General features: G+C 38.8%; 7 protein-coding genes, 1 tRNA gene and 1 CRISPR repeat array. Of the genes, 3 read left to right on the top strand and 5 right to left on the bottom strand.

The features are described from left to right. Window positions 1-48: 48 nt before the first annotated feature. The 5 genes from FMM05_RS11630 to cas9 form a co-directional block, all read right to left on the bottom strand. Window positions 49-405 (bottom strand): nuclear transport factor 2 family protein, encoded by a 357-nt coding sequence (locus tag FMM05_RS11630; protein WP_143373555.1) that lies wholly within the window; start codon window positions 403-405, stop codon window positions 49-51. 231 nt (window positions 406-636) lie between these two features. After that, window positions 637-710: transfer RNA gene (locus tag FMM05_RS11625), tRNA-Arg, on the bottom strand. Window positions 711-1,020: 310 nt separating this feature from the next. After that, window positions 1,021-5,831: direct repeats of the CRISPR family, unit length 47 nt; unit sequence GTTGTGAATTGCTTTCAAAATTGTACTTTTAGCTTATAATTCCCAGC. A 116-nt stretch (window positions 5,832-5,947) separates the two neighbouring features. Beyond that, entirely contained in the window at window positions 5,948-6,295 is a 348-nt protein-coding gene (cas2, locus tag FMM05_RS11620; RefSeq protein ID WP_143373554.1) for a CRISPR-associated endonuclease Cas2, read from the bottom strand. Further along, the gene (gene cas1 / locus FMM05_RS11615) at window positions 6,288-7,184 is read right to left on the bottom strand and encodes a type II CRISPR-associated endonuclease Cas1 (protein ID WP_143373553.1); all 897 of its coding nucleotides are present in this window, start codon (window positions 7,182-7,184) and stop codon (window positions 6,288-6,290) included. The genes cas2 and cas1 overlap by 8 nt, the downstream gene beginning before the upstream one ends. After that, window positions 7,181-11,818, bottom strand: coding sequence for a type II CRISPR RNA-guided endonuclease Cas9 (gene cas9 / locus FMM05_RS11610; RefSeq protein ID WP_143373552.1), 4,638 nt, complete (start codon window positions 11,816-11,818; stop codon window positions 7,181-7,183). The genes cas1 and cas9 overlap by 4 nt, the downstream gene beginning before the upstream one ends. A gap of 641 nt (window positions 11,819-12,459) precedes the next feature. Between cas9 and FMM05_RS11605 the strand changes: the two genes are divergently transcribed. The 3 genes from FMM05_RS11605 to FMM05_RS11595 all read left to right on the top strand — a co-directional run bounded on the left by FMM05_RS11605 (window position 12,460) and on the right by FMM05_RS11595 (window position 14,940). Beyond that, window positions 12,460-13,410, top strand: coding sequence for a toprim domain-containing protein (locus tag FMM05_RS11605; protein ID WP_143373551.1), 951 nt, complete (start codon window positions 12,460-12,462; stop codon window positions 13,408-13,410). 118 nt (window positions 13,411-13,528) lie between these two features. Further along, window positions 13,529-13,924 (top strand): plasmid mobilization protein, encoded by a 396-nt coding sequence (locus FMM05_RS11600; RefSeq protein ID WP_394345151.1) that lies wholly within the window; start codon window positions 13,529-13,531, stop codon window positions 13,922-13,924. Then, the gene (locus FMM05_RS11595) at window positions 13,921-14,940 is read left to right on the top strand and encodes a relaxase/mobilization nuclease domain-containing protein (RefSeq protein ID WP_143373550.1); all 1,020 of its coding nucleotides are present in this window, start codon (window positions 13,921-13,923) and stop codon (window positions 14,938-14,940) included. Before FMM05_RS11600 ends, FMM05_RS11595 begins: the two co-directional genes overlap by 4 nt. Window positions 14,941-14,950: the final 10 nt, after the last annotated feature.

The raw sequence follows: 14,950 nt of genomic DNA, 5'->3' as shown, positions 1-14,950 counted from the left end.
TAATTTTTCTGCGGCAGCGGATTAATCATTGATGAATACAACGCGGATTTATTCAGATTTATCCTCTATAACAAAAGCTTTTAGTTCGGCCATCTTTCCATCTTTAAACCGCCATACATCGCAATACGAATAATCAACTGTGTTGCCGCTTTCATCCTTCATGCTGATTTTGCCTATGGCAGTAACAAAGTCACCCTCGGCAATTAAGTTCTCAACCATGAATTTTGGTGGCTCTATATATGCTTTTACCATATATTGCCTTACGGCTTCCTTGCCTTTTAAGGTTTGGTCACCCACAAATATCCATGTTGTGTCATCGTTACAGTAAGAAAGAAATTCCTCATTATTGCCTTGCGTAACAGCTGCATTAGCTTTCTCTAATATTGTTTTGTTATCTAAGCCCATTTGATTTTAGTTTTAGTAAAGATGTTAGCACCAAATTTAAAGTATTACGCGATTGACATCCTTAGTTTTGATTTTAGATTAACACTTAAATCTTAAATGACATGAGGGTATTGGGATGTATTTAGGGAAAGCTTTATAGTGATGGCTGTGCATGCCAAATTACCTATAAATTATGATGAGTTATTACAACAAAAAAAACCATCCGGTTATGGATGGTTTTAAGCTGTTTTGTGACCACATCAGGATTCGAACCTGAGACCGCCTGCTTAGAAGGCAGGTGCTCTATCCAGCTGAGCTATGTGGCCTTTTAGATCACTTTACATGATTTTTATTTGTCGCCCTGCCTGTACAATTTTCGAACTTTTTCATCGAAGATTTGCAACGATTGGCAACGCTTAATTCTTAAGGTTGCGCAAATGTATAACAAAAAATTTTAATAGACCAATTGTGTGCCTGATGAATTTTATCCTAAATTTTCAGGCACATCTATGTACTTATTGATATGCTGATTTAAATAACTGGATGTCAATAATGAAGCTTTTGACTGCTCCGAAACAGAGACTGAAAAAATATTTAATACGTTAAGTTCTTAGCCCGAATGATAGGTCTATTACTATTGCGGATTGCTTTCAGAATTGTACTTTTAGCTTATAATTCCCAGCTGAACCGTTTTCCATCGTTGCAATGGCTTTGTTGTGAATTGCTTTTAAAATTGTACTTTTAGCTTATAATTATCAGCGATAACCTTGTAGAAAAACTTGTAATACTTGTTGTGAATTGCTTTCAAATTGTATTTTTAGCTTATAATTCCCAGCGACATGGAAACACCAAAACAAGAAGCTATTGTTGTGAATTGCTTTCAAAATTGTACTTTTAGCTTATAATTCCCAGCTCAAAAAGAGAAATGGTTGAGCGCCGCCTTGTTGTGAATTGCTTTCAAAATTGTACTTTTAGCTTATAATTCCCAGCATAAATTGAAGCTGGGTTTTTAGCTCCTTTGTTGTGAATTGCTTTCAAAATTGTACTTTTAGCTTATAATTCCCAGCAAGTGCCACCTTAAGCCTACTTGGAATCCAGTTGTGAATTGCTTTCAAAATTGTACTTTTAGCTTATAATTCCCAGCAGTTGTGGGCGGGTGGCTTTCATGTCGGCAGTTGTGAATTGCTTTCAAAATTGTACTTTTAGCTTATAATTCCCAGCAATTCTTCAAGTGATCTGAATACCCAAACTGTTGTGAATTGCTTTCAAAATTGTACTTTTAGCTTATAATTCCCAGCACATGCTTGGCCCACATTTTGGCAGTACCCGTTGTTAATTGCTTTCAAAATTGTACTTTTAGCTTATAATTCCCAGCCTATGGTGGCGGTTATGCAAACCCTGTGGGGTTGTGAATTGCTTTCAAAATTGTACTTTTAGCTTATAATTCCCAGCGCGAAAATGTTTTTTATAGACGTTTTCCAAGTTGTGAATTGCTTTCAAAATTGTACTTTTAGCTTATAATTCCCAGCCGGGGGGGGGGAGTCGGGTGAAGCGCGGAAGGTTGTGAATTGCTTTCAAAATTGTACTTTTAGCTTATAATTCCCAGCGCAGCCTGGGGTAAGAACAATGACTACCCTGTTGTGAATTGCTTTCAAAATTGTACTTTTAGCTTATAATTCCCAGCGATAGAGGCGGCATCCTTTTTGTTTTTCACGTTGTGAATTGCTTTCAAAATTGTACTTTTAGCTTATAATTCCCAGCAGGGCTATACCGCCTTTAGTGTTCACTACCGTTGTGAATTGCTTTCAAAATTGTACTTTTAGCTTATAATTCCCAGCTAGCGGAATTAAAAGCCGAGCCAAGCACTAGTTGTGAATTGCTTTCAAAATTGTACTTTTAGCTTATAATTCCCAGCATAAACGATACTATTTAATGAGGTCAGTTCGTTGTGAATTGCTTTCAAAATTGTACTTTTAGCTTATAATTCCCAGCCTGTAGTTTTATACTTGTCGTAGGCATCTTGTTGTGAATTGCTTTCAAAATTGTACTTTTAGCTTATAATTCCCAGCTGAAAGGATCAAAGAACTTGAAGCCCTGGAGTTGTGAATTGCTTTCAAAATTGTACTTTTAGCTTATAATTCCCAGCTTGAAGAACGTGAAGCTGCTGATGATCGTGGTTGTGAATTGCTTTCAAAATTGTACTTTTAGCTTATAATTCCCAGCCTGCTGTTTTTACTGCTGATTCATTAGTTGGTTGTGAATTGCTTTCAAAATTGTACTTTTAGCTTATAATTCCCAGCCCTGCAATAATACATACTATACCGCCGATCGTTGTGAATTGCTTTCAAAATTGTACTTTTAGCTTATAATTCCCAGCCAATGTGCATGGCTTTTGGCATACAGACACGTTGTGAATTGCTTTCAAAATTGTACTTTTAGCTTATAATTCCCAGCAAAGTGACGGTAAAGTTGTTGTTAATGCTAGTTGTGAATTGCTTTCAAAATTGTACTTTTAGCTTATAATTCCCAGCAGAAGAAGATCATGACGATTTGCCTTTTTGGTTGTGAATTGCTTTCAAAATTGTACTTTTAGCTTATAATTCCCAGCGTATGACTTTTGATTCGTCCGAAGTCGGTGGTTGTGAATTGCTTTCAAAATTGTACTTTTAGCTTATAATTCCCAGCCCCCTGCCGACTAACCCTTCCAGCTTTTCAGTTGTGAATTGCTTTCAAAATTGTACTTTTAGCTTATAATTCCCAGCGCCCCATCAGCCATGTTTGAAACTCTTTTCGTTGTGAATTGCTTTCAAAATTGTACTTTTAGCTTATAATTCCCAGCTTCAGGAGCTGCTTATATTGTTAGGGTTAAGTTGTGAATTGCTTTCAAAATTGTACTTTTAGCTTATAATTCCCAGCTGTAGCGTATACAATGTCATTATCCATTCCGTTGTGAATTGCTTTCAAAATTGTACTTTTAGCTTATAATTCCCAGCAGGTAATATCAAATGCGCAAGCAGAAACATGTTGTGAATTGCTTTCAAAATTGTACTTTTAGCTTATAATTCCCAGCCTTCACGATAGATACGTTAAACCTTGCAAGTTGTGAATTGCTTTCAAAATTGTACTTTTAGCTTATAATTCCCAGCAAACCAAATGATAATATGAATACACTGAGTGTTGTGAATTGCTTTCAAAATTGTACTTTTAGCTTATAATTCCCAGCTCGCTTAAAAATAGGTTTGTATCTATTTTGTTGTGAATTGCTTTCAAAATTGTACTTTTAGCTTATAATTCCCAGCAAGAGGTTTATAAGCGTGAAATAGAATTAAGTTGTGAATTGCTTTCAAAATTGTACTTTTAGCTTATAATTCCCAGCCGAAGCACTCAAAGATTTATACGATGCTGGTTGTGAATTGCTTTCAAAATTGTACTTTTAGCTTATAATTCCCAGCTAGCCAGTTAGAAGATGCTATCACTTACATGTTGTGAATTGCTTTCAAAATTGTACTTTTAGCTTATAATTCCCAGCGCTTTTTCAAAGCTCCCGCCCGCTACCCTTGTTGTGAATTGCTTTCAAAATTGTACTTTTAGCTTATAATTCCCAGCGCCGAAATGGTTATTACCGATGCTGCCGGTGTTGTGAATTGCTTTCAAAATTGTACTTTTAGCTTATAATTCCCAGCGCTAACCACCCTCCTACTCCAGAAGAACATGTTGTGAATTGCTTTCAAAATTGTACTTTTAGCTTATAATTCCCAGCTATGTTTTATCCACCCCGTTAAGCGTATAAGTTGTGAATTGCTTTCAAAATTGTACTTTTAGCTTATAATTCCCAGCTGCTTACGGAGGTTTCGGCATGGGCTACAGTTGTGAATTGCTTTCAAAATTGTACTTTTAGCTTATAATTCCCAGCATCAAAGTTTGGTCTTATAATGACTGAACGTTGTGAATTGCTTTCAAAATTGTACTTTTAGCTTATAATTCCCAGCCTGAAAGTTCAATTTATGGAAGGTAAAGGAGTTGTGAATTGCTTTCAAAATTGTACTTTTAGCTTATAATTCCCAGCTATAAGCTTTAATATGGATTGCTCGTTATGTTGTGAATTGCTTTCAAAATTGTACTTTTAGCTTATAATTCCCAGCTCATTCGAGGGATTATGTTAAGGCTAACGGTTGTGAATTGCTTTCAAAATTGTACTTTTAGCTTATAATTCCCAGCTAAAGCCAATGCATCATTTGCCGTAACTGAGTTGTGAATTGCTTTCAAAATTGTACTTTTAGCTTATAATTCCCAGCATTAACCAAACCAATTATTGTATTTGACCTGTTGTGAATTGCTTTCAAAATTGTACTTTTAGCTTATAATTCCCAGCTGGATGACCCAACAATGTCCACGAGAAGCGTTGTGAATTGCTTTCAAAATTGTACTTTTAGCTTATAATTCCCAGCCGGCGCGCCTCTATCTTTTAAGTTGTTTATGTTGTGAATTGCTTTCAAAATTGTACTTTTAGCTTATAATTCCCAGCAGAGTTAAGCAAAGAAAATCAGGAACTACTGTTGTGAATTGCTTTCAAAATTGTACTTTTAGCTTATAATTCCCAGCTTATGGGAAAGAATTTGCAAGGCGCAAACCGTTGTGAATTGCTTTCAAAATTGTACTTTTAGCTTATAATTCCCAGCGTACATCAAAAATACCTTTAAGGTCTTTACGTTGTGAATTGCTTTCAAAATTGTACTTTTAGCTTATAATTCCCAGCTTTTTAGGCGTTTTAAGGGGTGCAAAATAAGTTGTGAATTGCTTTCAAAATTGTACTTTTAGCTTATAATTCCCAGCGACCGTCTATTGCCTGTGTGTACTCTATAGGTTGTGAATTGCTTTCAAAATTGTACTTTTAGCTTATAATTCCCAGCGCTTTGATTACAACAGCCGTGCCTGGCGTAGTTGTGAATTGCTTTCAAAATTGTACTTTTAGCTTATAATTCCCAGCGCGCCGTTTTCCATCGTTGCAATGGATTTGTTGTGAATTGCTTTCAAAATTGTACTTTTAGCTTATAATTCCCAGCAGGGGGTGTTATACATATCGAAATAGGCTTGTTGTGAATTGCTTTCAAAATTGTACTTTTAGCTTATAATTCCCAGCTTGGTTACGCTTGTAACGCAAAGCATTGCCGTTGTGAATTGCTTTCAAAATTGTACTTTTAGCTTATAATTCCCAGCATTAAAGGCAGGCTGTTTTATCCTTTTTTCGTTGTGAATTGCTTTCAAAATTGTACTTTTAGCTTATAATTCCCAGCCTGTATATCTAAAACTAAAGGGAGCTTTTGTTGTGAATTGCTTTCAAAATTGTACTTTTAGCTTATAATTCCCAGCAAGGGAGAAACTTTCTTTAAACATGTTTACGTTGTGAATTGCTTTCAAAATTGTACTTTTAGCTTATAATTCCCAGCTATCCTTACGTAAAGCGTTGATATGCTGGTATTTATAGGTTAATTTAGGAATAAAAAAACAGATTTTTTTTGCTATATCAATATGCTTCATTATAGATTTTTATGATTCTATAAGATTAGAATAGCTCCAATTGTTGTGAAGGTTTATCGGGCTCTACGGGCTTTTGTCCATAAAATAATTCCATCATCCCGAATTGCCGATCAGTAATTTGCATGACACCTACTTTTCCATGCATTGGCAGGCTGTTCTTTACTCTTTTGGTATGCACTTCTGCATTTTCACGGCTGGCACAAAAGCGCATATAGATAGAAAATTGGAACATAGAGAAGCCATCATCCAACAATTTCTTGCGGAAAGTAGCTGCTATTTTACGTTCCTTGCGCGTTTCGGTCGGCAAATCAAAAAAGACTAATATCCACAAACTTCTATATTGGTTTAAACGGGTGTAATGATCATCATACATAGACCGGGTATAAGATTTTCCTTGCGGTTCCTTCAAAGCATTCATGTAGTGAATGCGTTGTCCGGCTCATGGCCACCATTAATGGGCTGTTTTTATCATCTATACGCACATCGATCGTTGCGATACTGAGCAATTGTTTCTTGATATCCATTGTAAGTTCATCGATGTAATCCTCGGTATCCATAATGTGGCAAACAATCAGGTCAACGTATGGGCGGTATGGCTCCATAATGTCGTCAGCCAGGCAATAGGCATTGTATTTGTTCCGGTGAAAAATGCCCAGAGTTGGCAAAAGGCCAGAGCTTACTAATGCTCTTGCCGTGATCGCCCGTAATATGGCATAGCCGTAATTTAGCAAGTTATTCGGCGGGATTCCACTTTGGTGGCGGTTAAAATGTTCGACCTTGACCAATTGCTGCCAATAATAAACCGCGGCCCTTGCCTCATGGTTCAGGGTATCGCCAGAGGTTACATTTTTAGCCCAATGCTCCATGTTCCTGACCGGAATTCCTCTTTCTTTTAACAAGCCTGCCTGATTGAGAATTTTTGACGTGACGGTCTGCTGCCACAAATTTTTCTTCAACGGCAAAGAAGCCTTGATCTGGTTTTTAAACCGCTCCGATTGCTCCGTATGCCCATTTAAGGGCATCAGCAGGCCAATTGGTAGGTGCTGCTGATTGCAATTGATCAGCGCCACATTATTGCTGGTTAATTTTTCGAGCAGTCCATTAGTAATGGTGATCTGCTGGTTTTCCAGAACGACGATCCCGATATCTTCTATGGCCACAGTTTTGGTATCCAACCCGTCATCTGGATAGGAAATTACCAGCTGTTCATTCTTAGTGCTGAGATATGCCGGGTTACCAAAGAAAAGGGTACGTTTGATCATGGATAGATTTTTTTAATTCGGCCCAATCGGGTGATGTCAAGTTTCAAACAGGATTCAGATATTTTAAGACCATCAACGGATATCTGTAATTTATTTTGGCTTCCGAATTCCCCGAACTTTAATTTAGGGTCATAGGGTGCGATCAGATCTGCTATATTATTTTGTATGAAATAACATTCTTTTCCTGATGTTTTTTCCATCCTGTATATCCTGCTTACCTGTTCTTTTGTCAAGTTGTGAATGTCGATCTGATCCGAGTTTCCAATTTCTTCAGGGGTAGGAACATACACGAGATCATTGGGATTCAAATAAAAAAGCAAAGTATATTCCAGGTTGTTCTTATCGGTATATGTTGCTGGTATAGAAGATCGGGAAGGCTTTAGTTTTTCTAAGGCACCCAACTTTTGACTTTCTATAACTTCATTTAGCGGAATAGTTTTATAATCCCGCTTTCCATTTGCACTTTTATAAATAGCAAAAAATAGATTCGTCCCTTTTGCTGTATCCACATATTTATCCCTTTTTGCGCCGTTACTGCCAAGCCTGAATTTTCCACCCTCTTCAAACACGCGAACCTTAATAATAGGCTGATGGTTTTTACCATCATTAAGGATGACTATATTTTTATTCAAATCATCCAGGCCATCTTCTGAAAATGCGGCTTCATGCGATGCTATTTTCTTACCGCTTTCATTAGTAACCGTTTGGTATTTTTCCTGTCTCAGGTGATTCAAAAGAATCTTTTGAATTCCTGTATCTGTTATTTTTTCGATTTTTTTTTCGTCGAAAGAAATATCCAGGACTTTTCTGGTGGCCGTTGCCTCAATGGTTTCATAAATCAGTACCCTGTCAATGATCTTATCTCCTATTTTGACAGGATTTGCCTTCAGGTATTTTTTCAGTCCCTCCGTATTGTTCGGATAAAGCGTTACAATTTCTTTTATTTTCTTTTTTATTTCTTTGTCGACGATCAGGTCGATTTTTTCTAAGACAGTTGCTATGGCAACGGGATTTTGTTTCACCCTTTTTAAAAAGACCTTTCCGCTTACCGTTTCTGCGTGCATCGGTTTTCTGATTGCCCAATTGTCCCCTTTATGCTGGGAAACAGAGGCTTTTTGCAAGTGTCCTTCTTCTTCAACCCATGCCAGGTGCTTGTTAGTTGTTTTATTGATCACCCTCGTATTCTGTTTAAAACTCACCACCGCTTTATCTAGCACACTTTTGGTATCACTTGTAAAGCTTTCCCAGGGCTTATGGAATTTCCATTGATAGTTTCCACTGTTGTCCGTTTTGTCTTTAAAGCAAATTTTATTTCTCAGTTCGTATTTTACGGTTTTGTCATCTTCATCCCTTGCGTTTAAATTATTGAGGTAGTTGATATGTGTCCTGTTTACACATGCGATCACCAAAGCATCCAGTGCGTGGTGGCGGTGGTCTATCCGCTTTCTATTGAATCCTCTGGCGATTTCATCAGGGACTGTGGTTTGGAAAACCTGTTTGCCGGTATTTCCAAATGCATCTTTTTTCAATTCCAGCCTTCCAAAATCATTAGAATCCGTCATCCGGTTCAATCGTTCAAAACGCGGTGTGATGAGCTCATTCCAAACATCATTTAAGCCCCAATCCTGCTTCATTCGTGAGGTGATAGCACCATTGAGCGTGATGACATGCTTTGATGTTGACTCCTGTTCATCATCTTCACGCACGATCCTGCTCAAAAGCATCTTTATGACTTTACTGATGTATTTGGTATCATTCAACTGGCGATTAATAAATGATTCTGGAATATCTTCGCTTAACAAGCGTTTTTGCTTATCCTTATGCTTACTGTAATAGCTATTTATGTGTTGATTATAGGCTTCTTTTGTAAATATGGTAACCCTTTCCCCGCCGGATAGTGTTACGATACGGCCCGAATTTTTAATAATGAATTCCAGTCCGGTGTCGTTACCCTTCAGGTCATTGATCTCTGATTCGCAGATCACCTTATTGGACAGGGAATCATCGAAGAACCTGGATTGCGGTATGATGTGTTCAACCTGATATTTGGTTGTGAAAAGCTGGCTTAACGGGATCATTTTCCCTGTATAAGGCGAGATATAGCCTTGCTCCAACCACAGTTTATACTTGTTAATCTCTGATGGGGTAGGTTTTGCGTTTTTCCTGATCTTATCCAACTCTTCAAGTTTATCCTTTCGGATTTCTTTGCTGTATACACCTTCTTCATAGAGCTTTAATATCTCCTGTTGCCCCGGAGAATAGGGACGTACGGAAATATTTCCGTCATTTTTCAGCTCCGTTAGGATGGCCTTGATCCGCAAATTCGTATTCTCATTTTCAGCGATTTTTTTAGCTATCTGTTCCCTTTTCTTGGCTGGGTTCTTCATCTCCCTACCTAATTCAATATGTATCTCATCGAAGAAGTTCGCCGCACCGTCCCCATAATGCTGCCAGATATCTTTAACCACACGTAATGTTTCGCGAATTACCTGTTCAACAATAGGATTTCGTAAGGCATGCTGCCTGAAATCATTCTTCAAAAAGCGCTCAACGTCTGCCGGGTGTTCCCATTTTGCAAGATCACTTGCCTCGCTATGGCGGTCATAAACAATATAAGAGGCAAGCCATAAAGGCAGGCCCTGAAAGTCAGATAGCTTATTTAAATGAATGGCTTTTTCACGTACACGATTCCCGATCTTTTCGTCAAATTCTCCGGTTTGAATCTTATCGATGCGTTTTAGCGTACCTGGATGGATCACTGATCCATTCCACTGATTGCCGAAGCGCATTAGCTGTAACAGCTTTTTTGTGGCTTTTTCTGAATAAGCCCCGTACTCTTTTTTGTAAGGCTTTAATTTGGAGAAAGCCGGTATAAAATCTTCAGGCAAATTGTGCTTTTTGGCAAAAGAGCCAATAGCTTTCTCTATCTCAATTTTGTCGGTAACCGAATATAAAATATGCCAAAGATCCTGCATGATGCCCGAACTGAAAAAAGATTCGTCAAGGGCTTCAATTTTTGATGCGGCTCTTAAAAACTGGCTCCTTGTTTCATTGCATGGGTAGATTTTATCTTCCGGAAAATTCCACCTAAATTTCTCTTCTTTGAGTTTGAACCTCGGATAGGACAACAGCTGCTTTTGACTGATCTCAGCTTTGTCGTTCAACCAAAGAAATAATTCTTCCAAATCATTAACTGTAGGTAAATATTTTGCGGTAACATCTACATCAAATTCTATTTTTCCATCATTGGTCAGCTCCCTTTCATAAATGCTCAGATTTTTTACAAATTGCAGCAAACGGAATTCCTGGAATATAGGATTTGATCTCGCGATGCATTTCAGCGGCTTTAAAATTGGCTGGCCATTTTCATTCCTTACTAAATTACCTTTCTTGTCTTTTAGCGGATGTTGTTCAAAACTGCAATCACTTATCAAAGAAATTTTACTTTTTAAAGGACGTTGGTAAAATATAATATCCTCTAAAAATAAATAGGCAAAGCCCCTGCTTTTGATATTGTTTTTATGCGCTTCATTTCTTTTATATAATTCATTGATGCAATCCCCATACAATTTTTCATCACTAAGTTCCTGGTGAAATGAGCTTTGGGTCTCCAGGATTTGCTTTAATTCTTCTTTGTAATAATACCTTTCGATTGTCCTGACCAACTTTCCATTGATCTTTTGGGCAGGGTCTTTCAGCAGGGCATCAAAAATATAATGCCCTGGTGTTTTGCCGCTACTTTTGATATCCTGTTCGGTCTTTGTTTTAATGAGGGTCCAGTCATTTTCCAAAGGTGCACGAAAGCTTCTTTTCTCTCTACCTTCCTTGTCTTTCTTTGGTGTTATCCCGTCATCTTCAACTTCAGTCGTAATAATAAATTCCTTAACTTTTCCTGCCCACTCGACATTGCTACTACTTGGTTTGATAAAGTCCCAGCCATTTTCCAGGACGATATTGAACAGGGTTTGTCCCGCCTTATTTTTTTCATTAGTATCAATGACATTAGTTACCATCAATGAATAGAATCTTACAAGTTTACCCTTGTTTTCTTCTTCCTCTTCGCCCCGAAGCTGGTAATACCCTCTCTTCTGATTAAAGTTTAATAAAATCCATACCAGTTCCTGCCCCGATATCCTTTCAGTCAATGCCTTTTTCCTCAGGTAGTATATGGTCAGATCATAAGGCACTTTTTTCAGGTCAGGAAATTGTGCCCTGAATAGGGTAAGCATCTCGTTATAACTTTCTTTGAACAGGAATTGGTTTTTCCCCGTCATATCTTTATAAGAAGATAATTTTTCTTCCCGTTCAGGTTTGAACTGTCCAAAATGCTTATCAAAATCTATTGCTTCGGAGTAGTGCGAAGGAAGGAAATTTAAAATATTCAATACCCTGTGAAGGCGTTCTCTACGTAGCAAAAACCGTTGTACAAGCCTTCTTGCTCCCCGGTATTTGGTTCGTTCGGCTGTCTGGGAAATAGATACACCACTGTCAAATTTACCTAAAACGTCTTGGCTCATTGGGATGACCCGACTTCCGGCTCCTTTAATACGCCCTGATCTGTTTTCGAGATCACTATTTACCAGTGCCCAGCCGACGCTATTGGTTCCCACATCCAAGCCTAATATATTTCTCATCTGTAAATCTTTTAAATAGCCATAAAATAATAAAAAAAACACTAATAATTTTTAAGGGAAACCGTAAAATTCATTAAATAATATTTTGTAATATTGTGTTACAATTTTGAAAGCAATTCACAATAAGGATTATTCCGTTGTGAAAACATTTATGGCGGTCTGAGAAGATCGCTTTTTTTTATTTGTCTTTTTAGCTACAATACTATTGCTTGCCTAATTATCTAATCGCAAGTTTTCTTAAAAGTATAAGCATCTATCACTTTCACTCAACCTTGCTATTTTACCCGCTCAAGACCTAATTACCACTTCCAGAAGGAATGGGTTGAAATTTAAAAATAAATGATTTAATAAAACATCCCCATTAATAGGTATTCTGAGAATAGGCAAGAAGGTGAATTACACATATAATTATCACGTATATGTGCTCATATAAAAAGAAATTGCTTAATGATAAATGTTTATATAATTATTTTTTAATATAAACATTTTTTGTAAATTGCATATATCTTCATTTGGGACAATATCGAGGAAATTTTAGTCAACCTCAAATGTCTTCATGTTTGATAGAACGATAGTATTTAGCGAGAAATCAATAATAGGAAGCAAAAGGTTCTCCTATTATTCAAATGGCAAAAGGGGTTATGGAAAAGTTAACTTATGTTGCTGCCAAGCAACTTGACCTTGTGGACTACCTAAGCTCTTTAGGACATCTGCCGACTAAAATAAACGGTTCCGATTATTGGTATCACTCCCCGTTACGGGAGGAAAAAACACCCTCTTTTAAGGTTAACCGTAATCTAAATGTATGGTACGACCACGGGGAGGGAAAAGGCGGCAATCTGATAGATTTCGGCACGGTGTATTTTAAGTGTACTGCTAACGAATTTCTGCAACAATTAGCGGGTCAGGCAATCCCTTCTTTTCCTTTTCACCAGCCACAGAAAGCAGCCAATCGAAATGCTGCACAACGATCATTTGCCGATGGTAAAAAAGAGAATGCCGAGAGCAAAATTGTCATTGTCGAAACCCGTCAATTGGCAGATAAAAAGCTCTTGGATTACCTCCAAAAAAGGAGCATACCGATAGACATTGCGAGCCATTTTTGCCGGGAGGTTGACTTCCTTTTGTACGGTAGAAAACATACCGTCGTCGGCTTCCAAAATGGTGCCGGTGGATATGAACTCCGAAGTGAAAATTTCAAGGGCAGCAGCTCACCGAAAGCGGTCACTTTATTGGCTGCAAAACCATCAAATGACCTTGCTGTTTTCGAGGGCTTTTTTAGCTTCCTGTCTTTTCAGACGATCAACCGCAACAAAGCATCCCCTCTGACAAATTGCCTGGTGTTAAACTCCCTTTCTTTTTTTGAAAAGAGCAGGGAACTGATGGAGGGCTATAGGCGTGTGCATTTGATACTCGACAGGGATGGTGCTGGCACCAAAGCGACGAAGAAAGCTTTAGGATGGAATACCGGCAAGCAGGATAAGTATATAGACCGCAGTGATTTTTACAGCGGCTTCAAGGATGTAAACGAATGGCTTCAAAGCAAACAGCCGGAATTAAAGCAAGGTCAGAGGATTAGGAGGTCTTTTTGACATTTGAGTGAGTAGCCAGCTATGTTTTGGTAAAACCAAAACGCTGGCTCACCTCATGCTATCGCATTCGGTGAGGGATTTTTCTCATGCTGCGCATTCGAAAAACTGAGTATAAAAGATGAAAGGGAAAGTGATGGAAGGATTGAATGAAACTCAAAGGAATAAAGGGGGGAGACCCCCAAAAGCTATTAAGAGAGACCAGCTTATGGCGATCAAATGCACACTTTACGAGCGTAAAGTGATCGAGGCCAAAGCAAAAAGTGTAGGCTTAACCATTTCAGAGTTCCTGCGCGAGATGGGGCTTACCGGAAAGATTGACAGGCGAAACAAGGCTTTACCCAAAGAGGTTTTAGGCTTTACCGCCACGCTCAACCACCTGGCTGCGAACCTGAACCAGCTTGCCAAAAAGCGGAACAGTAATGATGAATTAAGCCCTTTGGAACGAGCGGCACTAAAGGTGCAATCCGGGCAGGTGAAAGAGATCGCGGTGACTATAAAAAGCTATTTGCAATGATCGGCCATGTATCCATCGGAGCCTCTTTTTACCACCTGATCCGTTATGTACTGGAGGATAAAAAAGAGCTGTCGGAGCAGCTGAAACAAGAGCTGTCATTGCAGGATGATCTACAGCACACAGGGCGTGCCGAGGTGCTGGAATATAATCAGTGTTTCGGCAATAAAAAAGAACTCACCGAGCAGTTCAGTGATGTGCAGAAACTGAGCGGCCGGATTGAAAAACCGGTACTGCATTTGTCCCTGCGGCTGGCTCCCGGCGAGACGCTGGGCAGAGGGCAGCTTATTGAAATCGGACAGGCTTGCGCCAGGGAATTTGGTGTGGCAAATAACCAGTATATCTGCGTACTGCATAAGGATACCAAAGAGCAGCATATCCATATTGCCGCTAACCGTGTAGGACTGGATGGCAAGGTAGCCAGCGATAGCAACAGCTATAAGCGAATGGCAGATCTTTGCCGTCGTTTAGAGAAGCAGTACGGCTTGCAGGAGGTGTTAAGCCCGCGTGCTTTTTTATCCCCTAAAGACAGGTCATTGCCCCGCCACGACAAACGCAAGGAGAAGTTACGGGATGACATCCGGCAGTCCTTAGAAAACGTTTCCAGTTTCGCTGCCTTTGAAAAGCAGATGCAGGCCTTAGGGTACACCGTACTTAAAGGCCGGGGCATATCTTTTATTGATGATAAGAAGGTAAAGGTTAAGGGCAGTGAGGTCGGTTTTTCGCTGGCGAAGATCGAGCAGGCTTTAAGCATCCAGCAGCAGTTGGCCGTAAACAGGTTTAAAGGGCAAAGTCAAACGGATGGTAACAGGCCGTCTATGGCACCTGCCAGCGTAAATGCATCGCTAACTGCTAATAATTTTATAGGGGAATCCATCGGAGAAATAGAAAAACAGCTTACCGGTATGCTATCACAATTACTGATGCCGGAATACGCGCCGGATACTGTTGACCCCGAGTTGATTAGGGAGGCCAAGAAAAAACATAAAAAGAAACCGGGACAGAAAGTACGCAGGTAATATTAAATCG

Source organism: Flavobacterium zepuense (genome assembly GCF_007097145.1).
Taxonomy (GTDB): domain Bacteria; phylum Bacteroidota; class Bacteroidia; order Flavobacteriales; family Flavobacteriaceae; genus Flavobacterium; species Flavobacterium zepuense.
This window is presented reverse-complemented; position numbering and strand designations above follow the sequence as displayed.